The following is a 26,139-nucleotide window of genomic DNA, read 5'->3' on the forward strand; positions in this document are numbered from 1 at the left end:
TAATATATTTATTAATCGTTTTTTTATTTTTAAACTACTGTGTTAGTTTACTACCTTTACCATACTATGTCTGATTACTTTACCCTTCATTGTATAACCCTTCTGAAATTCTTCAACCACAATATTTTCACCGATTTCATCATCTGTTACATGCATTACGGCATTATGGAGTTCTGGGTCAAAAGAATTATTGACCGCCTCTATTGCTTCAACTCCTAGTTTGTCGAGACAATCCTTCAACTGTCTCATAACCATTTCAACGCCTTCCTTCAATGGACTATTTTCAATGTTTTCTGCGGCTTTTAAGGCTCTTTCGAGGTTATCTACTACCGGAAGGAAGGTATTTACAGTGTCTATTGCTATATCAAGGCTAAGGGCTTCCTTTTCCTTGATTGTTCTTTTTTTATAGTTGTCAAACTCGGCTGCTGTACGCTGAACCATATTTTTGAAATCTTCACATTGTTTTGCCTTTTCTTCCAACTTTGATTTTAGTTCCTCAATCTCCGTACTTACTGCTTCGTCACCCTTCACATCAGCAGTCCCTGATACCTCCGGATTTTCTGCTCCTTTGTTGATTTCTTCAGCATTCATTTCATTAGTGTTTTCGTTTTCATCCTTAGGATGTTTTTCTTTTTTCATTACCTGAATACTACCTCCTTATTTATACTATCCATTATCCAGGAGTTTAAGAATCTCCTGATTGATTTTATTCCTTATATAATTCATAGATGACACAACCTTTGAATACTCCATTCGGGTTGGCCCGATAATGCCTATTGTTCCTATTACATGATTACCTACACTATAGGATGCAGTAACCAAACTGCAATCCTTTATACCTTCTATAGCATTCTCATTTCCTATGTGAATAATTATCTCATTATTTTTATTTGAATTATTTGTAAGAAGGTCAGATACAAATTTCTTTTCATCTAATATATTCAAAAACTCCTTGGCCTTATCAACTTCCTTAAACTCCGGAAAATTCAGAATATTTGTAGCTCCTTCAAGATATACTTCCGGCTTATCAATGGTCTTAATCAAATCCTCTATTCCGTCGAGGATAGGTTTAATTAATCCATAAGGCAATGAATTCAGTTTTTCAAACTTTTCATTTAATATGTCCGATTTTAGCATTTCCAAAGTAAAACCTTTTAACTGCTCGTTTAGCATATTTGAAATCTGAATTAAGAAATCGGGCGTAACACTTTCAGGAATTCTTATCAGATTATTTCTTACAACGTTAGCATCTGTAACAATAATTACCAATGCTTTCCCAGGCTCTATAGGTACCACCTGAACAGCTTTTAATACACTCTGTTTCATATGAGGGGTTATCGCCATAGAAGTATATTTGGTAAACCTGGACATAACCGCTGATGCATTCCTTATAAGCTGGCTGAGTTCATTTATCCGAATGTTCATATCACTTCGGATTTTCTCTATTTCACTATCTGTTAATTCATTTATCTTCATCAGCTGATCAACATAAAGCCTGTACCCTTTATCGGAAGGAACTCTGCCTGCCGATGTGTATGGCTGCTCCAAAAGCCCCATTTCTTCAAGATCAGCCATTTCATTTCTAATTGTAGCCGAGCTTAAACCAAGTTCATGCTTCTTGGCAATAGTTCTGGAACCTACAGGTTCAGCAGAGTATATATAATCATCTATAATTGCTTGTAGTATTTTCAATTTTCTATCGTCAAGTAGCATTATAATCACCCCTCTTGTTAGCACTCTTTAATGTTGAGTGCTAATTATATACTAAAAATAACATTAGCATATTTGTTTGTCAAGTATTTTTCTTGTAATATTCGGTAATAAATTATAAAATCTAAAAGACCCTGCACAGAATAAATATACATTCCGATACAAGGTCTTTTTTAGTATTTCAAATAGTTATTTTTAAATTCCGCCGCTCATTTGTTTGTAGTATTCTGCACAAGCATACTTTCCTGATTTTTCACGATATATTTCAAAGAAAAATACAATTGTTATAAATTCGGCAAGATATGATACTATGGACGATACAGCTCCTCCAATAATAGGAATCCATCCTACCACCAATCCTAATATTGATCCGGCAATTGTTCCAATTATAGTAATAAGGATAGTGGTACCTAAAATTGTCCAGAAATTACCTGAAACATAACGGAATGATTTTTTCAACCCTGTCAGTATATCTGAATCTTCTACACAAACTGATGTAAACCACAGTGAAGTGTATACACCAAGCGCTACACAAGCAACTATGAAAGCCAAAGTAAACAGTACCATCAATATTGCACCTGCAACATTTGAAACCACTGTTATTACTACCACTGCAATTGCAACAAGTATTAAATAAGCAACTATCATTCCTATCCAAAGAGCAATTTTTAATAATCCGTAGAGTACAAATCTTCCGATATACTTTGTCATGGAAGATGTCATATCACTAAGAGTTGAAGTACCTGTCTCATACTTTTTATTTATCATTCCGTATGTTGCAGGATAAACCAGAATAGATAAAACCAGAGTCAAAACTGTTGAAATTATCATACTTATAATCATTGCAGGCCCATACAAGCTGAGGAACATATGGTACGATGGAATAAATTGCCCACTATTGTCCATCATCTGTTCAAATATCTGTTCAAAATTCTTAATATTAAATAAAAATCCTAAGGATCCCACACCCATGATCATACTCGGTATTGCCATAGCTATTAGCAATGGAATCGTTATTATAAAGTTCTTAAACGTAAACTTAAATGCGTTTTCAAGGTATCTCATACCTAACCTCCCAATTAATATATTCTTCTATTTCTTATTGCTATTGCCTTCAATATATGCCGATATAAGACTGTTATAACCTTTCATAACATTTTGGGTTAGAATATTCTCCGATGAATTTAATATACACCCATCTATTATTTTTATCGGCAATGCATTAATGGATGTACCAGTTATAAAAGCTGCATCAAAATTACTTAACTGATCAACACCAATCAATGTTTCTATAACTTCGTATCCTAGTTTTACACAAACATCAATTATATATTGTCTTGTAATACCTTTCAATATATATTCTTCGGGAGATGTATAGATTTTGTCACCTTTTACAAAAAAAACATTGGATTTTCCGCCCTCTGTTATTTTATCGTTGTCATCTACCAAAAGCACTTCAAAAGCATTATTTTCTTCTGCAACCCGCTTAATTTCTGCCTTGTATGAAATATTTATCATTTTGATATTTGGGTTGCTTCTCTTGAGCTTAACGGTACAACACTTTACACCACTATCATATTCGTCTTGTGAAGGATAGTAGAACTTGTTTATATGGAGTAGTGTAATCTGCACTTTTTCATAGAGAAGCACCAACACTTTTACATTGCAGTCTGCTAGATTATTTAGCTCACATATTTCAGTAATTTGGGTCCTTAAATCCTTTTTTGTTACTTCTAATTCATTTAGAGTCTTTTGTACAGAACTTTTAAGACGTGTAAAGTGATCATCATAAAATAGCGGAATTCCCTTTATTATACGTATAACTTCATAGCAAGCCGTATACTTTTCTTCTGAATATTTATTCAATGCTTCAGACGACAAGGTTTCACCGTTTATAATGCACTTTGTACCTATGTTATCTTCAAATGTCATTTTTTTGCCCCTTTTGATATTGAATTAAAGAATGTATTAATTTTATATTTTTCCAATACAATCTTAATTATATAACAGTCTTAATAAATTAATCAATCTCATCAAGGGACAAATTAAAGCTTGGTATAAATTTTTCCATGAAATACATAACCTCAGGCAAATCAATCTCCATTATTGTTTGTAGAATGGTTTCCCGGGCCTTTTTGAATTCGTTGTTTCCGGCCTTGACTTCTTCTATACATTTTATATAGGCAGAAATCCTGTCAGCCGCCTTTACAAGTTTCCAACAATTCATATCATCCGGATTTTTAAAGAATAAAGAATAATATTCATCTGCCATTTCCTCAGGCAGCATAGATATAATTTTCTCCTTTGATATATCTTCGATATCCTTGTAAATTTTACTTATCTGAGGGTTATAATATTTTATGGGAGTAGGCATATCCCCTGTTATTATTTCATTGCAGTCATGAAACATCGCAAGAATTGCCACTCTCTCGGGGTTTATTTCTCCGTTAAAATATGTGTTTCTGATTACCGCCAGCCCATGTGCTATTATGGCAACCTGCAAACTGTGTTCCTGTATATTTTCAGTAGACGTGTTGCGCATAAGTCCCCATCTATTTATATATTTCATCCTTGATAGAAATGCAAAAAAATGAAAGCTCTTATCATCCATATTTCCACCTACATCCAGTATATTTCTTCAAAGCAGCTTTGTGCAAACTGGTCTGTCATGCCTGCTATAAAGTCAATAACTTTCTGTGCATCACTTTCAGACTTATCATATGCCTTGTCTGCTATAAAGTTATAAAACATTCTGTAAACCTTATTTTCATTTGTCTGAAGCCTTTCAAAATCTGATAGGCTGTTGAGCAGGCTGTCAAACAAGCCTTCAAGGGTATTTTCAGCAATTTTTTCGTACCGGGTTATCTTATCGGCCTTGTAAATCAACCTTACATTCTCGTTGATTAGTTTTTCAAGTGCCTGACCTTTTTCCGGACTAAGCTGAATACAATCCCTGCCATAGCTGTTCTCAACCATATCGCAAACCAGAGTGTTTATTATTTCTCCATTTGTATTTCCCAATTCATTTCTTATATCCATGGGTATGTCATGCATATTCATTAGGTTTACACGTACAGCATCCTCAATATCCCTGCCAACATATGCTATTTTATCCACCAGTCTTACAATGCAGGCTTCAAGAGTAAATGGAAGATGGCCTCTATCTTTAACATTATGCAGTGATCGTGGTGTTTTCCCTAAATCTCTTCTTAAAGAGTATTCATTATAGTTCTCGCCGCAATGTGAAACTATTCCGTCCTTTACCTCAAATGTAAGATTAAGACCGCATTTTTCATGTATCTTTTCTTTTGAGATACGTGTAGCAAGCTTTTCTACAACCCGAAGGCTGTGAAGTTCATGTTTAAAGCCACTTTCTTTACTTACTTTCTTCATGCATTTATCTAATACACGTTCTCCGCTATGACCGAATGGTGCATGCCCCAGATCATGTCCTAAAGCTATTGCATAAGTAAGGTCCTGATTCAGATTGAGGGTCCTGGCTATAGTGACAGCTATTGATCCTACATTTAGTACATGCTCCATCCGTGTACATATGTGGTCGTTCTTTGCATTAAAAAATACCTGAGTTTTGTGCCTTAGTCTTCGAAACTCCATAGAGTATAGAATTCTGTTTCCATCCCGCTCATAATCTGTCCTGATAGGACATTTTTCTTCATTGATTATCCTGCCAAAAGAATTAACACTTCTTGCGGCATAGGGACTCAACAAATTCTCTTGTTGCTCTCTTAACTGCCTCCACACCATAAAAACACACCTCCGGCCTTTAACTCTAATATACCATATTCTTGCAGGAAAGTATGCATTACAATTTATGACCTAGTTTACCATTGTCCCTTTGTTTTCTTACCACTGGCAAATATTGCAATACCTGCTGCTATGAGTGCCACCGGAATGAAAAGACTTGGTTTTATAAATGTCAATATTGTGTTAAGGAACATACATGCAAAGAAGAATGCTGAAACTCCTGCAATTATCAAACTTGCTATTAATAAACCCTTTTCTCTATTTGAAAACAGATACATCTGAAATAGTCCAACAGCTACAGATAATATATATACAGGCCAAGTATACTCTGCAAAATACCAATTTGTTGCAACCTCGAACATAAAGAGTAGTCCGATAGTTGTAATAATTCCTCCGGGTATGAGTAGTCCGGGCTTTCTTCCTGTTAAGAAATAACTGAATTCAAAAGTCAACCCAAACAGAAGTACTATAAACACCCAAAGATCTCCGGTGTTCAAATCCAGAAAATTTATACCAAACAGCATTTTTAAAACCAGTAGCAAAGCACCCACAGCTATGAGTAATGTGCCTACCAAAGAATAATTTTTTTTCATAATATCCCTCTCTTTTTTAATTTCTATTGAGCTTATTTTTAATTACATTGATTATACATAATTTTGTTATTTTTTGTCTGACTCTTCTAGATACGAATTTTATTTTTTTAACTGGAAATAATATGCCTATTATTCAAAAACAGGAGTTGAGTACCATTAAGAAGAGAGGCAGGTTATTATTACTTATTATCAGTGTCCTTATTAGTTTATTTTGCATTTTTATCTGGAAAAACGTTTATGATGCCAGCTATACTCCTGAAGGCCCTCAGGCGAATATTTCATGTATTTTAAAGAAAAATAAACTTAGCAGTGAAGATTATTCTTTTTTATTTAAACAAACAGGCCTTTCTCAAACAGCTATTGATGAGTTTCGTTTATCCTCTGATGGTAATGAAAAAATACTTTCAATTCAGAGTAACTATTTTAAAAGAAACAAGATATTCAGAGAGCAACTGAACCCTTTTACAGTTCAGGAATCAATTCTTGTTAACGGCTCTTTAAGCAGGTTTATTCAAATGGCGCCGGTTAAAAATGGGGACATACTTTTGACTAAATCCTGCTACACCCTTTACTGGAGGCATGGACACTGTGGAATTGTTATTGATGCTAAAAAAGGAATAACTTTGGAATCTCTTACACCGGGAAGCCACAGTATAAAACAGGATATATCCAAGTGGCAGTACTTTCCAACCTTTAAGATTTTAAGGCTTAAAAATGCAGATCAGAAAAAGCTTGATGAAATCGCAGCTTTTGCAGCTAAAAATCTTGCAGGTATAAAATATGGCATTTGCTCTCCTAAGCGCTACGATGATACCAAGCCAAAGGTGGAGAACTGCTCACAAATGATATGGCAGGCATATTACCACTATGGATATGATATAGACGGAAATAAAGGCTTATTGGTGACACCTTCCGATTTAGCAAAGAGTGATCTTTTTGAAGTGGTCCAAACATTTGGATTCCCTCCGGATAAACCTTGGTGATTTTTATAAAATGATAATGCTTGTCAATAATATCAATACTGAAAACAGCATGGCAAAATAATCCGGACAAAAAAAGCGATATGTCTTATACCCGCTGTCCTTCTTTCTTAAATTAAACCCTCTTAATTCAGCAGATATTGCACTACCCTCAATGCGTTTTACGGAGGATATGAGAAGGGGAACACACAGTGGGAGCAGTAACTTCAGCTTCTTCACAGGGTTTTTTGTATCAAATTCAACTCCCCTTGCAGTCTGGGCTTCGATTATACCCGTCATCTCATTTTCAAAAATGGGTATAAATCTCAGGGCTGTTATAAACGCAAAGGTGTACTTGTACGGTATATGAAGTTTTTGTACCATAACATTGGTAAGATCGCTCATTCTGGTAACTGTCAGAATTATAACCAAAGGCATGGTAGCCCCTACAAGTCTCAAAACAAGCATTATACTAAATTTCAAACCTGTATCTGTAATGTACAAATTGAACGGAAGATTCAAAAGGGTATTTCCTGTTCTGATGAAAAAAACCTGTAATAAAAAAAGTACAATTCCTATTTTAAATAGTGTAAGCAGCAAAGAAAATGCCCTGTCAACTATTCCAGCAAGATAGGCTATAAAAAGGTTTACAACAATAATTCCAATTGTACAATAAATGTTACTGTTGGCAAAGCTGCTCAAGCAAAGCAAAAAAGCAATTACCATTTTTGATAGAGGGTTTAACCTGTGTATAACGGTCTCACCCTGACTGTATTCTAAAATGCCCTTCACATTATACACCCTCTCTCTTGGCTTTTTGTGATATAATTCCTGTCATTTCATCCAATGTAAATACACCCTCAAAGCCTTTACCAAGCCGTATAGCAAGTTCGGCTATCTGAGGTGGGGCTAGGGATGCCTCCTCTAATACGTCCGTCCGGGACATTACCCTGCGGCAAATATCATCAGCAAGTATACGGCCTTCACCCACCACAATTATCCTTTGTACAAAATCAGCTACCAGTTCCATATCGTGGCATACCATGACAACGGTAGTTCCGTTGATGTTCAGTTCATTTACAATTTCCATTATATGCATACATTCCTTATAGTCTAACCCGGTAGTGGGTTCGTCCAATACCAGTATTTCAGGAGACAAAGCCAGTACTGATGCAAGCGCAACTTTCTGTCTCTCTCCCCTGCTCAAAGAAAAGGGATCCTTGTCAGCGGTCAAACCAAATTTCTCTATTGTGTTCCTGCACCTTTTTTCTATATCAGCATTGTCTGTCAGAATACATTTTAGGCCGAATTCTATCTCTGCCTTAACTGTGTTGCGGCAAATCTGCCTGTCGGGGTTTTGAAACAAAAATCCTACATGCCTTGCCAGTTCACTTGTCCTTGTTACTGAGGTATTAAGGTTCGCAATGGTGACTACACCCGAGGTAGGTTTCAGTAAGCCGTTTAGCAGCTTCATAAGAGTAGTCTTTCCTGCACCATTTCTGCCTACAATAGCAACAAATTCTCCTTTTGTTACGGAAAGACTTATATTGTTCAGAATATTCATTTTGTCATATGCGAAGCACACGTTGTCGAACATTATCACCCGATCACCCCCCTAACCATGGTTTCAGCTTCCATTATATTGACGGGAACCGGTCCATTGTATATTTTGAGCTGATTAAGATTGTTTGCCAGAGATGCTACCCTTGGGCAGTTAACACCAATATTAGTCAATCTGGTGGTGTCACTCAGCACCTCTTTTGGTGTCCCCTCCAGATAGATTTCACCGCTGTCCAAAATTATGATTCTCTTGGAAAACTCGCTGAGCAACATTATTTTTTGTTCAACAACTATAATTGTTATGTTCAGAGTTTTGTTCAGCATTTTCAACATGTTATATATTTGCAGGCTACTCTGTGGGTCGAGTTCAGCAGTTGGCTCGTCAAGTACCAGTATATCAGGCATCATTGCAACCACTGCCGATATGGCAACCTTTTGCTTTTGACCACCGCTTAGTGTATTGATGTTTCTATATCGTAAATCTTCTATACCTACCATTTTAAGGATATCTGTTATTCTCTGCTCGATTTCTTCTTTCGGTACTCCGAAATTTTCCAGACCAAATAATATCTCATCTTCAACAACTGAGGATACCATCTGCCCGTCAATATCCTGAAATACACTTCCTACGCTCAATGCCAACTGTGTCGGTGATGAATCAACAGTATCCTGCCCCTTCACCCTGACCTCACCATAAAAATCACCTTCATAGTGATGTGGAATAACTCCGTTAACTGCATAGGTAAAGGTCGACTTGCCTGCTCCGCTATTTCCTATGATACCTACGAAATCACCTTTTTGGATAGAGAGATTCTTTATTGTTAATGCAGGCTTTTCACCTGTTTTATATTTAAATGAGAAATCCTTGAACTCAATCATCTTTTCCACGTCCCAATGCCAGTTTTACAGGTATATAAAGGATCTGAACTATTACCGCATTTACTATAGCAGTTAACAGTATCATTATTGAAAACATACTGAAGGGTATTGCCTCTACATCCGCACCTGCATAAAATGCAATATACAATACTCCAAGATAAGTAAGGCCACTTGCCAGAGTACTCAGGAAAGTACCTAATACGGGTTTTAATAATGAATAGGTTTTAAACTTCAGAGGTAGGCTAATAAGAACAGCCATTACAAAAGCACCTAAGGGCTCACTTATTAAATTTATGTACGGTGTCCCCGGGAATACCTGACAGATGGCCCCTGCTATAATGCCTATGATTATAGCTTCAGATAACCTTGGCTTTATTATAAGAATTGCCAGACAATACATTGCAATAATAAAATTTGGCTTCATACCAGCATTGAACATAGAGCCCACGAAGAACTTAAGTACAGCCCCAGTTGCCAGTAACACACCTACAAGAATTACGTCGGAAATAGTAAGTCCTGCTTTTTTCTCTTTTAGAACTACTCTTTTTTCCATAAAAAAACCTCCATCAATATTTTTTTGAGTAGAGGTTTTGAATTTGTATTTATTATTTTAAGCAGCCAAGCTAAATACAACCTATTAAGCCAATAGGCGTACTCATCCTTTTCTGTTTCTGATCTCATCTAATCTAAACTCGTCTCTTCTCGTCTCTACTTGTAAAGAATATAACATTCATCGGCAAGGCTTGTCAATATAAGACAATAAATATTATAATTTGTAAATAATTTACAACCATTTACAAATTTATTTATTAAATACTTTATTGTAATAATTTGTATCCAATATTTTTGCAGAGTACGTAAACATATTGTTTACACGTTGTGAAATATCTGCCCTGTATTGTTTGTTTGCAGTTTCTTTTGTTTCTCCTTCTGCCAAAATAAATTTACCATTTTTTGAATTGTAGCGGGCTTTATCTGTAAGCCAGCTCCAGTTTGAGAACACAACAAGTGGTGGTTCATCTGAAAGTATATCTCTTCCCATTAGTAATCTGGAATCATATTCCACACCCATCAGGTTAGAAATTGTAGGCAATATGTCCAGACTGGCACAGGGCTTGTTTATTTCTTCAGATTTTATTCCCTTTGACCATAAAATAAATATTCCCTTGTAAAGTTCGAAATTTGTCTCCACAGGGTGCCCTGCAAGTTCACTTATTTCGCTGTTTGTAAGTCCGTAGGGATAGTGATCGGGGCTTATAGCAATAAGTGTATCTTCAGCAAGCCCGGATTTTTCAAGTCTGGCAATTAACTCTCCCATAGCCCTGTCGAATTCTATATTGCAAGCAAGATAAGCTTTAACTGCACGTGAATATGGCAAGTTTTTGACAAGCTCTCTATTTTTTTCTGCCATGGCATTTCCGTTAAATGTATACATCAAGTGTCCGCTGACAGTCATATAATATGTGTGAAAAGGTGTTTTCCCTATATAGTCATCTGTGGTCTTCTGAATCATTTCAAGGTCTGATTCCGGCCAAGATTTTGTCATTTCAAGTCCATTACCAACAGCTTTAAAAGCATATCCCATATTTGGGTGGGATACATCCCTGTGATAATAGGTATAAGAGTGGTCGTGGTATGCACGTGTACCATATCCAAGCTTTTTTAACTGGTTTCCCATACAAAATGGCATATAGTTTCTTCCCGAAACATAGAAGCTCCATATTCCGGGCTTTGGTATCAGTGAATTGCAAGCTACATATTCTCCGTCAGATGTACTTACTCCCCATATAGGCGTATAAAATTCGGTAAATCTGAAACCTTCCTCAGACATTTTATACAGTGTTGGTGTCAAATCCTTGTTTACCGCATATGGCGAAAATCCCTCAGCAGTTATCATTATCAAGTTTTTACCCTTGAAGATTCCGGTGTATTTATTCTTTTTAGTCGGTTTGACAGATTTAAAGTATCCGTGCATCGAAGCAATGGTAGAGTCGCTTTCTCCTGCTATAAGTTTGTCAAAATCAATGTCCATTATATTATACTCTTTGCTTGGTTCCGGAGTAGAATTGACTTTATCATTCGAAGAATTCTTGCTTTCATCAAGCCGGGGTTTTCCAGTACTTTCCTGACTTTGCTTTGCTGACTGATATGGAGTCCCCATTCCTTTGTTATCGTCAACAGCAGTCATTTGTTCTTCTTCTCCACCGTCATCGATGCTTGTAAATCCAAAAACCAAATGCTTTACATCCAAGCGTGAAGTAGTAAGCATACCGAATCTGTTTACTGCCAAATCTGGTATAACTGCTTTTGAATAAAGAAAGCTTGTACTGAGCTCTCCGGTATTTGACATAGAAACTAGAATTGTAGCTGCCACCTGAAAACATATCATGCCCCCTGCCAAAAATGCTTTCCGCTTTCCCGTGGTCTTTTTCGCAAGAAAAAGAATCCTACCGAAAATAAGCAGAAATAAAATTGGTACCAGTAGTAAAAATATAGCACCGGCATTGTTTTTTACGGCAATGAGTACCTCCTGCCAGAATTGGAGTACCTGATTTGTACCGTTTAGTGAGAATAAAGCCAAAAAGGTACTGAATATTTGATAGTAAACAATCTGGACTATATATACGAATGTTAGAAATACAGTAAGAAATATGGACAGAATTCTGTTCACTCTGCTGTTGAATAAGCTACATAATAAATATAACAATATCCCAGCCGGAATTGAAAATAAAACCATATATATAAAACCAATGTTGAATAGTTCTTTAAATACAGCTAATTTAAATACTGACTCAAGATAAATAATAGATATAGGAAAAAACAATATTGAGCCATAATGTTGTAAGCGGTCTATTTTTTTATCCACACACATTCCTGCTCTCTAATAAATTTGTAATAACATTTGTACATTTATTATCAGTAAATCCGCTGACAATATGATATGTCAGCGATACTTTTTTATTGGTACTTATGGGTTGTTATGCCTTTTAATGTCCTTTATTTTCCTTCTATAAAATATGTTGCTTCCATGTCTGCCGTACATAGTGCAAATGCCAGCGGAAATTGCTCAAATGCATCTCCTATGCATCTTTTATCTTCACAGCCCGAAAAGCCCATGTGATAACGTATAGCAAAGGCTTCCTCTCTAGTCAGCTTCATAAACCCAGTTATTATGTATACTGATTTTTCACCATGTCCATAAGGCAGCCTGTCATCATACTCATAAGTTGGAACGGTCTGCCAAACGCCACGTTCATCCTTCACATTCCGGGTTCCCGGCCTGTAACAGTTTATTTTACATAAATCATGTAAAAGTGCAGATATTGCAATGGTTTCCGAATCGTAGTTTAAACCATAGATATCCTTTACTCTTGTCCTTGAAAGGTAATCAACCAAACATTCATATACATTTATACTATGTTCAACTAAACCACCTTCGTAAGAGCCGTGAAACCTTGTACTCGCCGGGGCAGTAAAGAAATCACTTGATTTGGACAGCATGTATTCCAAAAGTTTGTCGGCTCCGTCACGTTTAATATATGTATTATATAATTCAATATATCTATCTTTTAAATTCATATGTAACCCCTTCACTTGGATAATTCTAATTTAAACACAGTTAACAAGCTATTTTATTATAATATTTTTATAAGAATCAAAACAAGAGTAACTTTAAAAAAGCTGTACAGTACCTGAACCTCAGGAAAACTGTACAGCTCCATAAATATTGATTTTTTAATTGTTATACTTCATTAAACTACATTTATTTGGCATTCAACCTTCTGAGAAAAAGGTGTCCCGGTAAATACAAGCTTATGACTTCCCGGTTTTACTGCGGTGAATGTCCAAACTATTAAGTACATGGAATCAGCCGAATTCGGGTGCTCATCCAATATCTCTTTTGAAAGTAACGTAAATGGTATTTCTTCGGGAATGGTGTATTTCCAAGAATAACCAGCAATTCCTCCGCCAATCATTGCTATTTTAAATGTATCACCTTGCTTTACGTTTATTACGGTACCATTTACAGTACTTACATATATATCACATTTAACGGTTTTCAATGGCTCCACATCTGTTTCCCAAGGCTTCCTGTATGTAAACTGAATTGTATACCTACCCGCCATTAATGCTTTAAAAGTCCATACCTTTTGAATAGGCGTACCATCAAGATTTGGAGTGAAACAATAGCTGTCTTCTGAAATTAATGTAGCTGCAGCAACATCCGATATTACATAATCCCACTGATAACCTGTTGACCCGTTTTCCTCTAATGCTATTTGAAAAGTATCATTAAGAAAAGGATAAATACTGCTGTTATCACCGGTACTCGGATATTTTGTTTTAACAGGAAATGTTCTAATCTCTCCGGTGATGAACTTTCCCATTATAGCTAAATCTAATGAATTAACATCCTCATCACCATTTAAATCTGCTGCTTTCAGATTTACTGTACTCGGAACAGTCGTTCCCAATAATATCATTTTCATTTTTGCATAATCAAGAGAATCGACGTTATTATCACTATTGAGATCTCCGAAAAGTGTATAACTTCTCGCCACTCCGTCATCCGTAATAGATGTTTCCGCACGTACTTCTGCAAGAGCAATAACGCTTAAAAACATTACTACAGCCATAAAAACAGAAGTGTACCGTATAACTCTTTTGGACATCCATCTAAAATCTTTTTTCATTAAGTTTCCTCCTTATATAAGCTATTTTCACCTTCTTTTTGCAAAGAAAGTGAAAATAGTCATGATGCTTCATTAAACAACATTTATATCGAATTTCGCACCATTTGAAAAAAATGAGCCCCCTTCAAATATTAACTTATAGCTTCCGGGTCTCACTGCAGTGAATGTCCATTGTGTCAAATTTAGGGCATCTGGTATCCCCGGATTTTCCTCAATGATTTCTTTATTGAGTAAACAAATTGCTGTTTCATCAGTATTGGAATACTTCCAAGTACCCCCGAAGATTCCTCCACTAATAAGTGCTATGTTAAAGGAATCACCTTGCTTTATATTTATTGTTCCACCAACATTACTTACATATATATCGTATTTAACGGTTTCCAGCGGTTCCACATCTGTTTCCCAGGGCTTTCTGTATGTAAACTGAATTGTATGCTTTCCAGACTTAACTGCTTTAAACGTCCATACCTTTTGGATAGGTGTACCCACAAGATTAGGAGTAAAACAATAGCTGTCTACTGAAATCAAATTAGCTGCATCGGCATCCGATATGACATAATCCCACTGATAGCCTGTTGACCCGTTTTCCTTTAATGATATTTGAAATGTATCAGCGGAATCAGCAAGAAATAGATACGTACTGCTGTTATCATAGGTACTTGGATATTTCGATTCAACAGGGAACGTTCTTATCTCTCCAGTGATTAATTTTTTCAATAATACTAAATCTAATGAATTTAAGGCCTCATCTCCATTCAAATCTGCCGCTTTCATATTTACTGTATCCGAGGCATTTGTTCCCAATAGTACCATTTTCATTTTTGCATAATCAAGAGAATCGACCTTATTATCACTATTGAGATCTCCGAAAAGCGTATAACTTCTAACCACTCCATCGTCAGTACTTGATGCTTCTGCATTTACTTTTACCGGAGCAATAAGTATTGAAAAGATAAATACAGACATAAGAACAGAAATGCATTTCATAACTCTCATGGACTTCCATGTGTAATTCTTTTCCATTAATATTTCCTCCTTACATAATCTATTTTTCAAACCTTCTTGTTTTATCTGATTTATCAAAAGATTTTACAGAAAAGTAATATAGATTAGTTACTTATTTTGGGAAATATGGTTTCTATATACATTATATTGAATAGGATACAAAAAGTCAATTTTCTTCTATACCTTTACAGTAAGCTTCTTAATAATATCATTTATTTTCACCGCTACCCATATAGGAAGTATTGAAGTAATTATTTTTTGACAAAAGTTAATAATTCCAGCCATAAAAGGTGGTCGTATTCCATATTGTTTTTTTGCTCTTTTGCGCACAATAGATATAAATTTAAAGGTTCTTTTAATATCTGTCGAAATAAGTGAATTCTGCCTTTGACGGTAGAGTATGATTGAATCTTCTATATTGGCAAACTTTCCGTATTTAAATAACCTGAAATACAAATCCAAACCTTCAGCTACTGTAAGGGTTTCATCAAAGTAGAAAACTTCGGGAGGGATTTTTGAGCAGTTATACATACTGGTTGGATCTGCGATAGGCTGAAAGGAGAAAAACTTCTTTTTTATTTCTCTGTCGCTAAGGGGAAATCTGGTTCCGCCTATTATTTTATCATCCTCGTCAATATACGTTTCCTGCCCTCCAACAACTATACACTCCGGATTTTCCATCAGATAAGCAACCTGTTTTTCAATCCTGTCTTTGACCATGATATTATCTGAATCCATGCGTGCAACTATTTGACCTGAACTGTATTTAAGTGCATGATTCAGTGTATGGCTAACACCCCTGTTTACATCATTCTGAAATACTTTAATACGACTGTCTTTTTTGCTGTATTCATTTAGTATTCCAATGGAATTATCCCCGGAACCGTCATCTACTGCAATGATTTCTATATTTGTATATGTCTGGTTTACAACACTCTCCAGACATTTGGCAAGATATTTTTCAGTATTATAAACAGGGATGATAATACTAACCTTTGGGCAATCATGGCTTTTATTCATAATAAATCACCTTTTTAAATACATATTTATAGATAATGGATTGTGATCTGATAAACCCTTGTGGGGAAGGTATTTGTGTGAGCTGATAAGGATATTGTCATTTTCGGGGATAAGAGCGTAGTCAAACCTCCATAGTTTTAATCCATCCATCTCAAACGTTAGTGGTAAAATATCTCTTGAATATTTTACTGTATCAATATGATCTTTCAGCAGTCCGTTCATTACCCCCATAGATTTTGAAGAATTGAAATCTCCTTCAATAAAGTAATCTGTATTCGTTTTTTTGATGTCTTCGTTTAAGTTTCTGAACCCAATTTCCCTAGCCTTATATCTTCTAGATATTGCATTGTAAAAATACGGTACAAAAGGATTTCCGGGTTCTATGTGAAGTAGCATATGAACATTAAAAAAGCGCATTGTTTTACCGTTTATATCTACATCTGAAACCGCATACTGCTCAGAATAGTCCGCATGAGACCGAATTATAGGATATCGAGAGATAATAACAAACTGGCCGTCTGTTGAGAAAAAGTATCCCGGAAATTCTTTTTTAATTCTTTCTGTTTCGTCTATTGTAAGATAATTCGGTGGAAATCCCGGAATAATATTGCAGATTTTAAATGGCGTCTGACTTTTATCATTTCTGTCAGTTACACAGTGAAGGTATTCCTGAAGAAGGTATACATCTGCTTTTTGATTTTTCAGATAATCATAAAACGCATTTCCGTCTTTCAGCTGATCCCAGAGGTTTGTATTCCAGCAAAATACCTTCACTGGTATGTAATTATCCTTATTTATATTGTTATTGCTTTTTGTTGCAATATTTATATCTAACTGAGTTGTTCCCATTACCAAGGAGACTGACATTATACCTATGAATATGACTCTTCTCTTTTTTTGAACTAAAAAGTATACCAACAGTATAACGGGAACAATTACGAAAAAGAATGTAGGCGTACTTGCTGGGAAATTCAGAAGAAAGAATTTTCCTACAAATGCAATATGTATAATCATATAAACAAACCATAATACTGCCAGTACCTTAATTGCATTTTGTACATGTTTTTTCATCACAGATATAAAACCTCCGAATTTATTTAGACTTGGATTCAGAAGGAGCTAACGGTATATAAGCTTGTTCAGAAATTTTGCCATTCGTATTGAAGCTTTATCTCCTTCAATCTTTCTGAGGAAATACTCAAAGTTCTTTTGATTTTCGCTACTTTGTTGAGATTTATTTACAGGATGAACAAGATGGTAATTTACTATCGAGAAATTTCTTTTGATTTTAACTCCCGATTTGCCTAACCTGTATCCCAGATCTGTATCCTCAAGACCCCATCCGGTAAAATTTTCATCAAACATATTGACAGCTATCAGGTCTTCCCTGCGTGCCGAAGAATTTCCGGTACTGAAAGTTATTCGTTCTATAAGCTGGCCGAATATAAGGCGCGCAATTTTTTTTGCGGGTTCATAGGGTTCAGGTATTGAATCCCTGTCAATCCTACTGTAATCTGATTCTGTTAAGCCATTCAAATAAAGCTGTTCAAGCACTTCTTCCGGATATTCGACATTGTTTCTTTGTCCAACTATTGCAAAACGCCCATTTTTATGGCTAATTACATGTTTTGATATAAAATCACTGCAAGGTATCCTGTCATCATCAAGAAAAATGACTATTTCACCGGATGCCTTGAGAATACCGGAGTTACGTGCTTTTGACCTTCCAACGTTTTCAGAGTAAATTATTTGTATCGGTTCAAAACCCAGCTTCAACTTTTTAAAATCACAAAGCACTTCGTCAGAGCAACCATCAAATATTATTATAACCTCTACAGTATCATCAACCTGAGATTCCAGAGCCTTTAGAATCAAGCGGAGCCTTGAAAGCTTATTCATTGTAGGAATTACAATACTAGCTTTTTTCATACGTTTACTCCCTCTGTTGTTTTCTTTTTAAGACTAGCTTTTTAGCTTTTTAAGGTAATCAAAACCTACTTTCCATAGGTTATCACTTAAAACTTTCTTGAGGGATTCAATAAAGTAATCTATTTGTTCTCTGTTAATAATAAGGCTTGGTGTAATAAGTATCTGGCTTGAATCATGAGGAGGTGTGTTAAGCAGAATACTGTAGTCCTTGAGCATTGAGGTTATTACAGAACCTGTAACAAACTTTTCTACCAAATCCGTACCTGTACTTGAGAAAAATTTAACTATCTTCTCTGCCCTTGAATGGAAGATGATACATGCTAACAGACCAACTCCACGTACAGCGGCTACTATATCAGGGAATTCCTTTTTGACTTCCTGAAGTCTTGACAACAGGTATTTACCCATTTCTTCTGTATTTTCCAGCAGTTTTTCATCTCTGATAATATTCAAAACTTCAATGGCGGAAATTACCTCTTCACCAAAACCGTTATATGTAGTTGAGTGTAATGTTGCTTCATTCATTTTTGAATATGCCTTATTAAATATCTTTGGTCTTGTAATAAATCCTGCAAATGTGGCCTTTCCACCACCAAATGCCTTTGAGAAGGAACAAATGTCAGGGCAAATACCATAATGCTCAAAGCCAAACATTTTTCCTGTTCTACCGAAGCCGGTAAACACCTCATCCATTATAAGTACGATGTCATACTTGTCGCAAAGTTTGCGAACCTCCTGATAATAGCTTTTATCAGGTATAACAACACCTTCGGAGCGGATTGCTTCTACTATAAATGTACCTATTTTAGTTGAATTTTTTCCGGTTTTATTTTCTTCAATAACTCGTTTGAAATCTTCGATATCCCCATACTTTATCATTATGCAGTTTTCGGTTTTATTGAAATGATGATTTTGATGCTTTTCAGATCCTGATAATGTAAGTGTTGCATGAGTCTTGCCGTGAAATGATATGTCCGTATAAACAACGGTTTTTCTTGACATTCCGCTATATTTTTCTGCAAGCTTCAATGCTCCCTCATTGGCCTCGGCTCCACTATTGCAGAAGAACATAACTTCAAGGTCTTCGGGAAAAATAAGTGAAAGATTATTACAAAGTACTCCCTGATATGGTGAGGGGAAAAATTTCCATGACTCCAATCTCTTTTCTTCCGCCCACTTTCTTCTCACTTCTATTATTCTCGGATGGTTATGTCCCGCAACAAGCATTCCCAAATGCCCCGTCATATCAAGAACTTTACGCCCATCTCTCAAAGTAACATACATTCCGCTTGCTTCTACAGGTATGGAATCGGCAAAACCGAGCATTGAAAGTGTTTTTCCCAGCTGGCTTGAAATGTGCTTTTTAAATAATCTCAGGTTTTCTTTCTCTGTCATGTTGTGTGCATCTTCAATTGTTAAAAAATTCTTATCCTCGTACATTTTCTAACTCCCCCTTGTTTATATTTTTAAAATCTTATATTTTATGACTTAAAAAAATAGTTTGGCATATTTTAAAATTCCCTGGTTCCAAACAACATTATTGCTTGCCCCCGGTTTGTTTCCTATCTTATTCTTGTTTTCAAGATACCACCGGTAATTTCTTACCAAAGAATCCTTGTTTGAATGCTTTGGCTTATAACCAAGCTTCCTTTCTGCCTTTTCAATAGAAACGTAGTAGTTTCTGTTGAGCTTGAGATAAAGCCTTTTGTAAAAAGGAGAAAGCTTTAATTTCTCAAGGATATTCAGAATAAAAAACATCGGTTTTGCGGGAAAACATATTATCTTTTTATTAAAACCTGCCGCATCAAGTACCGCCTGGTAATCGTCCTTTATACTCGAAAATTCCTTAGCTCCGATGTTGAAAAGGTCATTTGCATTGTCAGCATTTACCGATATGGCCAAATAAATTGCCTGACATAAGTCCTCTACATCCAGTAATTGGTACTTGTTTTTACCCGGCCCCAGCATGGGGAAGTTCCTTCCTTCACTTGCCCATTCATAAAGTATCCCGAAGGTTCCCAGTCTTTCAGGCCCTAAAAAAGATCTCGGACGAAGTACGCTGACACAGTGACCTTTAGATCTCCACTGGTCACAAAGTCTTTCTGTCTCTATCTTGCTCCTGTTGTATGGGTCATAGGGCTTAACTTCGTCTGTTTCATATATTGGAGCCTTTTCAGGCACTCCATATACGGAGGTGGATGATATGTAAACAAACCTTTCGACCTTTCCTACAGTAAATGCACATTCCAATAAATTGGCTGTACCGTTTATAATTATGTCGTATATCTGAGATTCCTCATAAGAAGGAGATGCTCCGGCACAATGAACTACAATATCAATATCACCTATAACCTTTTCTATATCTTCTCTTTTTCTTATATCACCCTTATATGCCAGAAAGTTTGAAAATTCGGAGTTATTCTGATTTATATCAAAAAGAACAAGTTCGTAGTTTTCACTTTCGTTTTTATGTAAATACTTAACAAGATTTCTGCCCAAAACTCCGTTATTTCCGGTTATAAGAACTTTCTTTTTCATTTGTTCACCCCTCATAGGAATATTTAGCACGGAATTTACTACTGAATATCATGCTTAAAACACCTCTGACAAATCCCCAAAAGGCAACAGCAGTGATAAACCAGTGAAATGCTATAAATACCAGAGTAAAAAAGAATCCTTTTTCCTTAAAAACAAACAGATATTGTCCAAAATCTGAGAGTACAAAAGCCAGAACACAAGCCAAAAATAAAGCTGCAAAATACAGGCTGAGTATTGTCGCCGGAATCGCCAGCGTACTTAAACCCACAGCCAACATTCCAAGCCCTCTCAAAGGAGTTTCAAAACCTTTTGTAAGTTTTTTCCTGTGTAAATAAAACGGTATTCTTTGCACAGCTCTGATATGTATCTTTCTTGCAAGAGTTTTCAGGCTTTCTTCATCATCATGGCAGCCTATCACCTTATCGGAAAGTAGTAGACGGTAATTCTGATTTAGTCGGTTACCAAATTCAATCTCTTCCGTATTACTGAGATTAACATTAAATCCTTTTAGTTCTTGGAATACTGATTTTTTTACAGCTCCTAATGAGAAAAAGCCTGCCGTTACATAACCTACAGAAGTTATTCTCCAATAGTGGCCCTGAAGGGTCCGATAGTCTTTCGCCAAACCTCCCTTAAACAGTGGATCTTTTGAATAAATTCCGCACACTGAACCAAGTGAAGGATCCTTCTCAAATTCTTTTAAGGTGTTTTCAATTGCATCCTTATACAAAGCAACGTCACTATCAAGAAAAAACAAAATATCTCCGGAGGCATATTCAACCCCAAGGTTTCGTGCCGCTGCCACGCCTCCGTTTTTAGGTGTTTTAAATATTTTGCATGGATACTTTTTAGCTACTTCTATGGAATTATCAGTACTGCCGTCATCTACAAATATAATTTCAAAATTCTTATATGTCTGATTCATCAGTGCTTCAAAACATTTTGGCAGGGTTTTCTCATAATTATAGTTAGGAATAATGACTGAAACTAAAGGTTTACTATTCATCTTTTCTCCTTTCACTTCTGAAAATCATTTCAGTATTTTAATTTGACTTTGTTTATTTTTTAGATATTTGAATTTTATTATAATTAAAAACACTCCCACCAATGTCAGCTGAGTTACAAGTAATGAAATCAACTGACCCGTTATTCCCCATGACCTTGTCAACATAATACTTGCAAATATCAATACCGGCATAGGTAGACCTAATACACTCATACAAATTAAAGCACCATTTTTACCCTCTACAGTAAAAACGGAATTAAATACGTAATACAAAAAATGAAAACCCAGACTTACCGAAATAAGCAAAACATATATCCAATTAATGGTGTAATTTTTTCCGTAAAGTAATATCATACAGATACTAAGAGCCATGTTGGCAATTATTGCAATTGGAAGCATAAGAGGTATAAGAGACTTAATCCTTTTATATATTTTCATGGTATCCATCTGAACAATAGTCGGAAGAAATACTACTGCAAATATCTCATGAAACATCAGGTTAAAAAAGTTTTTTACATTAACCTGATAAAGTGAATATATACCTACATCATAAGCTGAACAGAAATGATTAACGATATAAAGGTCGCTGTTAAACATGATATAGGATAAAACACCACTGACCATATTGATTGCTCCATATTTATACGCCAGTTTTGAGGTTTCCATGGAAAATCTGAACTTCTTGATTTTTATGGTTTTTAATGACCATATTATTACAACAACCTGATTTATGATCATACCATACACAAAGTAATAGTAATTTTTAAAAACAAGACTTGAAATCAATGTAAATGTAAAAAATATCAAAGAACTTACCATCTTAATAATGCCTAAGGCTAAAAACCGTTTTCTTGACCGTAATATTGCCTCGGTAATCATTGAATAGTTTATAGTAACCGCCATAATCACAGTCAATAATAATTGTATTGCGGAAAAGTCCAATGCTTTGTTTATTAATGAGTGAAACAGCCAGTATAGGATTATTGATATCACTGTTAAAGCTAAACTCCAAATACCGATTGAGCCCAGAAGCCTCTCGCTTTCTTCTTCATTTTTGCAGTCAGGTAAAAATTTTATTATTGAAAGGTTTATGCCAAAACACATTGGAATATAAAGAAGATAAGCAGTATTTTGAATCAGTGTAATATTTCCTACCGAAACTGCTCCAAGATACCTTGCTGCCAAAACTAACCCAATAACACTTAAAATGGCAGATGTAAATCTGAAAATAAAGACAATACCTAAATTCTCAATAAATGCACGTATTTCTCCATTGCGAATTAATTTGCTGGATTTTTGCTTTAAGTTTTCTATTAACCCTTGTGTAGATGTCATTGTTTCGTCCTTTTCCTTGAATTATGCTATTGTATTAGAATAAACTGTTTGTCAGTAGTTTTGCAGAAATATATATAGCTCCCCACACCAGTATAGCCAAAACTATAGGCCTGTCCTTTAGCAATACCATTTCGGGACTTTCACCGAAGCCAGCTTTATCAGTAAGATATTGATACCTGAAAATTCCATATACTACTATGGGGATTGTAAGAATTGTATATTTCACCTTTACTTCATACAGGGTATGGAAAGAATAAGATATTACCGCACAGGCTGTCAGCATCGGAATTATTTCGTTAATTAATCCAATGGAATATTCACCAAGATTTTTGCGGTGTTTTTGAGAATCCTCTTCCAGTGTAAGCAGCTCTTTTTTACGTTTATTCATTCCAAGATATAATGAAAGAAATGCTATACTTAATAAAAACCAGAATGAGTCTTTTCCATTAACTAATATAATTCCCGATAGTGTCCTAAGAACAAAGCCAAAAGAAATAATTAATAAATCAATAAATACAAAATCTTTTAGTTTCAGAGAATAGGATAAATTCATCAAAAAGTATACGCATATAACTATTCCAAAGTATTTGTTGAGGAAAAAGGATAATACTATTGTACCCGGACAAATTACATAAAAAATTGACAGAGCAAACTTTACTTTTATTTTGCCTGAAGCCAGAGGTCTAAGTCTTTTTACCGGATGCAGCATATCCTTTTTTAAGTCAATTACGTCATTAATAATATATACTGCACTTGAAATCCCGCAAAATAATAGGAATGCAATAATTATTTTAACTACCTGCTGTAACCCAATTAAACCTGATGGAAACAGTACTCCTGAGAAAACGAAAATATTTTTTGACCATTGCCTTACACGTATTAATTTAATAAAGCATTTAACAGTATTTGTAAAACTGGTTTTTTCTTCAATTACGTTCAAAGTACTTTCTTGCTTCATGTTATTTCCATCTTTCTTTATGAAATATCTGTAAATTTTCACTTTTCTTACAGATTATATCATAATGTGCAATTGCTACCACTGTATTATACTCCAGTAATTTGTAGCTTAATTTATTGACTGGATTATAATACAGTGGTATCTTATCTATAATTCCATGTCATCCAAAGATATAATTCCATATTTAAGAACCTTCATTATAGCTTGTACACAGCTTTCAACATTTAGCTTCCTGAAAATATTTGTTTTATGATACCTGACAGTTCCAAGACTTATACCCAGTTCCATGGCAGCGCATTTGTCCGTATAACCCCGGGCAAGTACTTTCAAAATCCTTAGTTGACTATTAGTAAGCTTAACATCACAAAAATCAGTGTTATTTATTTTTCTTTTTTTGTATTCATTGGAAATTTTATAAGCCAGGAGCCTGACTATAAGAGCTATTTCTTGACTAATGCAATTTTCTCTGGAAAGTATGCTTATACACCCCTGATTTTCATTCTTCGTTTTTATTGGAACAGAAAACATATACCAATTTCTAAGAAAATCACAGTAGTTGCTTTCAGGCAGCATATAAGAACTACTGTTAAGTCTCATTGCTAAATCTATAGAGTTTGTCCCACTTATTAATTCATCAAAATTTGTTCCTGTTTGTATTAGTGATTCCTGTGCATAGGATAGGAGTTTTTTTCTTCCGAAAAGTTTTAGAGCGACTTTGTTAACATCTGATAATATAAAAAAAGACATTTATCGATATTTTTACTTTCTATATTATCTAATGCTTCTTCAAAAACTGATATTAAGATTTTATTTTTATCCAACCTCTTCTTTATTTCTTTTTCTTCAAAATAGCTTAGGGGTACTTCTTTCTGTGGTAAAAGATTATTTTCTATACACCTCCTCCATGATAGTAATATTTCATCTTTTTGCTGATAGTTTTCCATTACATAGCCTCCCAAGAATAAGTTAATTTTATGTTAAGTCTAAAAAATAACATCAGAAGTTTAACATTGTAACCTTATTTCCAAATTATGTAAAATTATTAAAGTGAATTCTCTTATGGAAATTTTAGAATTTTATTCGGTTAGGATGAGGCTTATTGCCAAGAGCTTATTACATTATCTTCTTGCAAAATACTAGTTTCGGACTTAAGGCTTGAGTTATACGGATTATATCGGAATTTTCGGAATAGTTGAACTACCTTCTGCAATGAGACATAAATTTACTTGTACATATATTTCCAGTCAATAAATCTCAATTCAAAAATTAAACTTACCTATTTTTTATTAATTATTCTAATTCTATACAATATTTACAAATATATCAATGTATTGATTTGGCATCACATTTAAACAAAATAAAAAAGGACAATAGCGGAAGTACTTTAAAAATTAGCTGTTATGCCCTTTTTATTGTCTTATTAAAATTATAAAAATAGCCGGATATTAAGAAAATGCTTTCATTAATATTCGGCTATGTACATTCATTTGTTATTGTTTTAAAAATTTCTTTTAAGGTTACGGTACAGAATCAAATTTTGGTTATAGCAACAGATTGCTCAAGTTACAAAACTCATAACTATGACTTTGAAGTTTAGGAATAATAATATACAGAGCTTCAGGTGTAGTATGTGGTAAGCCTTGAACATCATGCATCAGAACAATTGAACCATAATTTAATCCGTTGATAACGTAATCCGCTCTTTGCTGAGCAGTTGTTCCGGCTTCCCAGTTGTGAGAAAGAACACCCTGAATGAATGTTAAATCAATGGCACTTGACATTGTACTGCTTGTTGCGGTTTGGTGCACGGAAAAATTTAGGAGTTGTACCTGAATACTTTTTATTAGCTGCATTTGTGTCATTTATTGACTTTTGTATATCTGCAAATAACATTATATTCATGCTTGAATATCCCCATGAATGATTTCCAATCTTATTTTATTTAGTTTTTTTACTTTTAAAAATATATTTTTTTAGGTTTATTGAGTAACTTTTTATATATTTGTTTTTATAGGCTTATTTAGTAATAGGATGGCTTTTATGGGTGAGTGTATTATTGTTTCATTTTTTATCCTATCTTGTATGCCATACTCTCCACCCACACAAAAAACCCCCTTCAACACTTATGTTGAAGGAGGTTTTTTGTGGAGCTGGTAAGCGGAATCGAACCGCTGACCTGCTGATTACG

The 26,139-nt window shown here is 35.0% G+C and carries 28 protein-coding genes; 1 reads left to right on the top strand and 27 read right to left on the bottom strand.

Going from position 1 to position 26,139, the window contains the following annotated elements:
* Positions 1 to 42: 42 nt before the first annotated feature.
* From grpE to CLO1100_RS10300, 7 genes are all read right to left on the bottom strand, one after another.
* Positions 43 to 639, bottom strand: coding sequence for a nucleotide exchange factor GrpE (grpE, locus tag CLO1100_RS10270; RefSeq protein WP_014313686.1), 597 nt, complete (start codon positions 637 to 639; stop codon positions 43 to 45).
* Between the two features lie 27 nt (positions 640 to 666).
* A complete protein-coding gene (gene hrcA, locus CLO1100_RS10275) occupies positions 667 to 1,713 on the bottom strand; it encodes a heat-inducible transcriptional repressor HrcA (protein WP_014313687.1) in 1,047 nt (348 codons plus the stop codon).
* 192 nt (positions 1,714 to 1,905) lie between these two features.
* Entirely contained in the window at positions 1,906 to 2,775 is an 870-nt protein-coding gene (locus CLO1100_RS10280; protein ID WP_014313688.1) for a hypothetical protein, read from the bottom strand.
* 27 nt (positions 2,776 to 2,802) lie between these two features.
* Positions 2,803 to 3,642 (bottom strand): aminotransferase class IV, encoded by an 840-nt coding sequence (locus CLO1100_RS10285; protein ID WP_014313689.1) that lies wholly within the window; start codon positions 3,640 to 3,642, stop codon positions 2,803 to 2,805.
* A gap of 88 nt (positions 3,643 to 3,730) precedes the next feature.
* On the bottom strand, positions 3,731 to 4,321 hold the full coding sequence (gene yfbR, locus CLO1100_RS10290) for a 5'-deoxynucleotidase (RefSeq protein ID WP_014313690.1): 591 nt from the start codon (positions 4,319 to 4,321) through the stop codon (positions 3,731 to 3,733).
* 8 nt (positions 4,322 to 4,329) lie between these two features.
* The gene (locus tag CLO1100_RS10295; protein WP_014313691.1) at positions 4,330 to 5,475 is read right to left on the bottom strand and encodes an HD domain-containing protein; all 1,146 of its coding nucleotides are present in this window, start codon (positions 5,473 to 5,475) and stop codon (positions 4,330 to 4,332) included.
* A gap of 77 nt (positions 5,476 to 5,552) precedes the next feature.
* Positions 5,553 to 6,068: a hypothetical protein gene (locus CLO1100_RS10300; RefSeq protein WP_014313692.1), complete on the bottom strand. Its 516-nt coding sequence runs from the start codon at positions 6,066 to 6,068 to the stop codon at positions 5,553 to 5,555.
* Between the two features lie 122 nt (positions 6,069 to 6,190).
* Here CLO1100_RS10300 and CLO1100_RS10305 point away from each other — a divergent pair, with 122 nt between their 5' ends.
* Positions 6,191 to 7,051, top strand: a complete 861-nt coding sequence (locus CLO1100_RS10305) for a hypothetical protein (RefSeq protein ID WP_014313693.1) — start codon at positions 6,191 to 6,193, stop codon at positions 7,049 to 7,051.
* Positions 7,052 to 7,054: 3 nt separating this feature from the next.
* Here the strand turns inward: CLO1100_RS10305 and CLO1100_RS10310 are convergent, their stop codons facing one another.
* The 20 genes from CLO1100_RS10310 to CLO1100_RS20795 all read right to left on the bottom strand — a co-directional run bounded on the left by CLO1100_RS10310 (position 7,055) and on the right by CLO1100_RS20795 (position 25,853).
* A complete protein-coding gene (locus tag CLO1100_RS10310) occupies positions 7,055 to 7,819 on the bottom strand; it encodes an energy-coupling factor transporter transmembrane component T (protein WP_014313694.1) in 765 nt (254 codons plus the stop codon).
* Position 7,820: 1 nt separating this feature from the next.
* Positions 7,821 to 8,624: an ABC transporter ATP-binding protein gene (locus tag CLO1100_RS10315; RefSeq protein ID WP_242836729.1), complete on the bottom strand. Its 804-nt coding sequence runs from the start codon at positions 8,622 to 8,624 to the stop codon at positions 7,821 to 7,823.
* Between the two features lie 2 nt (positions 8,625 to 8,626).
* Complete coding sequence (locus CLO1100_RS10320) at positions 8,627 to 9,466, bottom strand: ATP-binding cassette domain-containing protein (protein WP_014313696.1); 840 nt, start codon at positions 9,464 to 9,466, stop codon at positions 8,627 to 8,629.
* Positions 9,459 to 10,019, bottom strand: a complete 561-nt coding sequence (locus tag CLO1100_RS10325) for a tryptophan transporter (RefSeq protein WP_014313697.1) — start codon at positions 10,017 to 10,019, stop codon at positions 9,459 to 9,461. Before CLO1100_RS10325 ends, CLO1100_RS10320 begins: the two co-directional genes overlap by 8 nt.
* A gap of 249 nt (positions 10,020 to 10,268) precedes the next feature.
* On the bottom strand, positions 10,269 to 12,338 hold the full coding sequence (locus CLO1100_RS10330; protein WP_242836541.1) for an alkaline phosphatase family protein: 2,070 nt from the start codon (positions 12,336 to 12,338) through the stop codon (positions 10,269 to 10,271).
* Positions 12,339 to 12,463: 125 nt separating this feature from the next.
* The gene (locus CLO1100_RS10335; protein WP_014313699.1) at positions 12,464 to 13,045 is read right to left on the bottom strand and encodes an HD domain-containing protein; all 582 of its coding nucleotides are present in this window, start codon (positions 13,043 to 13,045) and stop codon (positions 12,464 to 12,466) included.
* A gap of 173 nt (positions 13,046 to 13,218) precedes the next feature.
* Positions 13,219 to 14,160, bottom strand: a complete 942-nt coding sequence (locus CLO1100_RS10340) for a protease inhibitor I42 family protein (RefSeq protein WP_014313700.1) — start codon at positions 14,158 to 14,160, stop codon at positions 13,219 to 13,221.
* Positions 14,161 to 14,232: 72 nt separating this feature from the next.
* Positions 14,233 to 15,183 carry a protease inhibitor I42 family protein gene (locus tag CLO1100_RS10345; protein ID WP_014313701.1) on the bottom strand — a complete coding sequence of 317 codons (951 nt, stop codon included), beginning with the start codon at positions 15,181 to 15,183 and terminating at the stop codon, positions 14,233 to 14,235.
* A gap of 159 nt (positions 15,184 to 15,342) precedes the next feature.
* Positions 15,343 to 16,185 (bottom strand): glycosyltransferase family 2 protein, encoded by an 843-nt coding sequence (locus CLO1100_RS10350; protein WP_014313702.1) that lies wholly within the window; start codon positions 16,183 to 16,185, stop codon positions 15,343 to 15,345.
* A 6-nt stretch (positions 16,186 to 16,191) separates the two neighbouring features.
* Positions 16,192 to 17,256, bottom strand: coding sequence for an endonuclease/exonuclease/phosphatase family protein (locus tag CLO1100_RS10355; protein ID WP_242836730.1), 1,065 nt, complete (start codon positions 17,254 to 17,256; stop codon positions 16,192 to 16,194).
* Positions 17,257 to 17,304: 48 nt separating this feature from the next.
* Positions 17,305 to 18,114, bottom strand: coding sequence for a glycosyltransferase (locus tag CLO1100_RS10360; protein WP_014313704.1), 810 nt, complete (start codon positions 18,112 to 18,114; stop codon positions 17,305 to 17,307).
* A 33-nt stretch (positions 18,115 to 18,147) separates the two neighbouring features.
* The gene (locus CLO1100_RS10365; protein WP_014313705.1) at positions 18,148 to 19,554 is read right to left on the bottom strand and encodes an aspartate aminotransferase family protein; all 1,407 of its coding nucleotides are present in this window, start codon (positions 19,552 to 19,554) and stop codon (positions 18,148 to 18,150) included.
* A gap of 48 nt (positions 19,555 to 19,602) precedes the next feature.
* Positions 19,603 to 20,652, bottom strand: a complete 1,050-nt coding sequence (locus tag CLO1100_RS10370; protein WP_014313706.1) for an NAD-dependent epimerase/dehydratase family protein — start codon at positions 20,650 to 20,652, stop codon at positions 19,603 to 19,605.
* A 4-nt stretch (positions 20,653 to 20,656) separates the two neighbouring features.
* Positions 20,657 to 21,658 carry a glycosyltransferase family 2 protein gene (locus tag CLO1100_RS10375; protein ID WP_014313707.1) on the bottom strand — a complete coding sequence of 334 codons (1,002 nt, stop codon included), beginning with the start codon at positions 21,656 to 21,658 and terminating at the stop codon, positions 20,657 to 20,659.
* Between the two features lie 24 nt (positions 21,659 to 21,682).
* On the bottom strand, positions 21,683 to 22,993 hold the full coding sequence (locus tag CLO1100_RS10380; RefSeq protein WP_014313708.1) for an oligosaccharide flippase family protein: 1,311 nt from the start codon (positions 22,991 to 22,993) through the stop codon (positions 21,683 to 21,685).
* Positions 22,994 to 23,027: 34 nt separating this feature from the next.
* Positions 23,028 to 23,951, bottom strand: coding sequence for a decaprenyl-phosphate phosphoribosyltransferase (locus CLO1100_RS10385; RefSeq protein WP_014313709.1), 924 nt, complete (start codon positions 23,949 to 23,951; stop codon positions 23,028 to 23,030).
* Between the two features lie 147 nt (positions 23,952 to 24,098).
* Entirely contained in the window at positions 24,099 to 24,698 is a 600-nt protein-coding gene (locus CLO1100_RS10390; protein WP_014313710.1) for a LuxR C-terminal-related transcriptional regulator, read from the bottom strand.
* Complete coding sequence (locus CLO1100_RS10395) at positions 24,656 to 24,895, bottom strand: hypothetical protein (RefSeq protein WP_014313711.1); 240 nt, start codon at positions 24,893 to 24,895, stop codon at positions 24,656 to 24,658. The genes CLO1100_RS10390 and CLO1100_RS10395 overlap by 43 nt, the downstream gene beginning before the upstream one ends.
* Before the next feature lie 597 nt (positions 24,896 to 25,492).
* Positions 25,493 to 25,732 carry a hypothetical protein gene (locus CLO1100_RS20490; RefSeq protein WP_148265069.1) on the bottom strand — a complete coding sequence of 80 codons (240 nt, stop codon included), beginning with the start codon at positions 25,730 to 25,732 and terminating at the stop codon, positions 25,493 to 25,495.
* Entirely contained in the window at positions 25,716 to 25,853 is a 138-nt protein-coding gene (locus CLO1100_RS20795; protein ID WP_187288888.1) for a hypothetical protein, read from the bottom strand. The genes CLO1100_RS20490 and CLO1100_RS20795 overlap by 17 nt, the downstream gene beginning before the upstream one ends.
* Between the last annotated feature and the right edge of the window lie 286 nt (positions 25,854 to 26,139).

The organism is Clostridium sp. BNL1100, assembly GCF_000244875.1.
Taxonomy (GTDB): domain Bacteria; phylum Bacillota; class Clostridia; order Acetivibrionales; family DSM-1351; genus Ruminiclostridium.

Excerpts from the sequence above, each read along its gene's own strand:
- CLO1100_RS10340 (WP_014313700.1), bottom strand. The coding sequence starts at position 14,160 with ATGAAAAAAGATTTTAGATGGATGTCCAAAAGAGTTATACGGTACACT.
- CLO1100_RS10325 (WP_014313697.1), bottom strand. The coding sequence starts at position 10,019 with ATGGAAAAAAGAGTAGTTCTAAAAGAGAAAAAAGCAGGACTTACTATT.
- CLO1100_RS10355 (WP_242836730.1), bottom strand. The coding sequence starts at position 17,256 with ATGAAAAAACATGTACAAAATGCAATTAAGGTACTGGCAGTATTATGG.
- CLO1100_RS10280 (WP_014313688.1), bottom strand. The coding sequence starts at position 2,775 with ATGAGATACCTTGAAAACGCATTTAAGTTTACGTTTAAGAACTTTATA.
- CLO1100_RS10320 (WP_014313696.1), bottom strand. The coding sequence starts at position 9,466 with ATGATTGAGTTCAAGGATTTCTCATTTAAATATAAAACAGGTGAAAAG.
- hrcA (WP_014313687.1), bottom strand. The coding sequence starts at position 1,713 with ATGCTACTTGACGATAGAAAATTGAAAATACTACAAGCAATTATAGAT.
- CLO1100_RS10285 (WP_014313689.1), bottom strand. The coding sequence starts at position 3,642 with ATGACATTTGAAGATAACATAGGTACAAAGTGCATTATAAACGGTGAA.
- CLO1100_RS10305 (WP_014313693.1), top strand. The coding sequence starts at position 6,191 with ATGCCTATTATTCAAAAACAGGAGTTGAGTACCATTAAGAAGAGAGGC.
- CLO1100_RS20490 (WP_148265069.1), bottom strand. The coding sequence starts at position 25,732 with ATGTCAAGTGCCATTGATTTAACATTCATTCAGGGTGTTCTTTCTCAC.
- grpE (WP_014313686.1), bottom strand. The coding sequence starts at position 639 with ATGAAAAAAGAAAAACATCCTAAGGATGAAAACGAAAACACTAATGAA.
- CLO1100_RS20795 (WP_187288888.1), bottom strand. The coding sequence starts at position 25,853 with ATGAATATAATGTTATTTGCAGATATACAAAAGTCAATAAATGACACA.
- CLO1100_RS10395 (WP_014313711.1), bottom strand. The coding sequence starts at position 24,895 with ATGGAAAACTATCAGCAAAAAGATGAAATATTACTATCATGGAGGAGG.
- CLO1100_RS10335 (WP_014313699.1), bottom strand. The coding sequence starts at position 13,045 with ATGAATTTAAAAGATAGATATATTGAATTATATAATACATATATTAAA.
- CLO1100_RS10345 (WP_014313701.1), bottom strand. The coding sequence starts at position 15,183 with ATGGAAAAGAATTACACATGGAAGTCCATGAGAGTTATGAAATGCATT.
- CLO1100_RS10370 (WP_014313706.1), bottom strand. The coding sequence starts at position 20,652 with ATGAAAAAGAAAGTTCTTATAACCGGAAATAACGGAGTTTTGGGCAGA.
- CLO1100_RS10315 (WP_242836729.1), bottom strand. The coding sequence starts at position 8,624 with ATGTTCGACAACGTGTGCTTCGCATATGACAAAATGAATATTCTGAAC.
- CLO1100_RS10360 (WP_014313704.1), bottom strand. The coding sequence starts at position 18,114 with ATGAAAAAAGCTAGTATTGTAATTCCTACAATGAATAAGCTTTCAAGG.
- CLO1100_RS10350 (WP_014313702.1), bottom strand. The coding sequence starts at position 16,185 with ATGAATAAAAGCCATGATTGCCCAAAGGTTAGTATTATCATCCCTGTT.
- CLO1100_RS10365 (WP_014313705.1), bottom strand. The coding sequence starts at position 19,554 with ATGTACGAGGATAAGAATTTTTTAACAATTGAAGATGCACACAACATG.
- CLO1100_RS10380 (WP_014313708.1), bottom strand. The coding sequence starts at position 22,993 with ATGACATCTACACAAGGGTTAATAGAAAACTTAAAGCAAAAATCCAGC.
- CLO1100_RS10300 (WP_014313692.1), bottom strand. The coding sequence starts at position 6,068 with ATGAAAAAAAATTATTCTTTGGTAGGCACATTACTCATAGCTGTGGGT.
- CLO1100_RS10390 (WP_014313710.1), bottom strand. The coding sequence starts at position 24,698 with ATGTCTTTTTTTATATTATCAGATGTTAACAAAGTCGCTCTAAAACTT.
- CLO1100_RS10295 (WP_014313691.1), bottom strand. The coding sequence starts at position 5,475 with ATGGTGTGGAGGCAGTTAAGAGAGCAACAAGAGAATTTGTTGAGTCCC.
- yfbR (WP_014313690.1), bottom strand. The coding sequence starts at position 4,321 with ATGGATGATAAGAGCTTTCATTTTTTTGCATTTCTATCAAGGATGAAA.
- CLO1100_RS10385 (WP_014313709.1), bottom strand. The coding sequence starts at position 23,951 with ATGAAGCAAGAAAGTACTTTGAACGTAATTGAAGAAAAAACCAGTTTT.
- CLO1100_RS10375 (WP_014313707.1), bottom strand. The coding sequence starts at position 21,658 with ATGAATAGTAAACCTTTAGTTTCAGTCATTATTCCTAACTATAATTAT.
- CLO1100_RS10330 (WP_242836541.1), bottom strand. The coding sequence starts at position 12,338 with ATGTGTGTGGATAAAAAAATAGACCGCTTACAACATTATGGCTCAATA.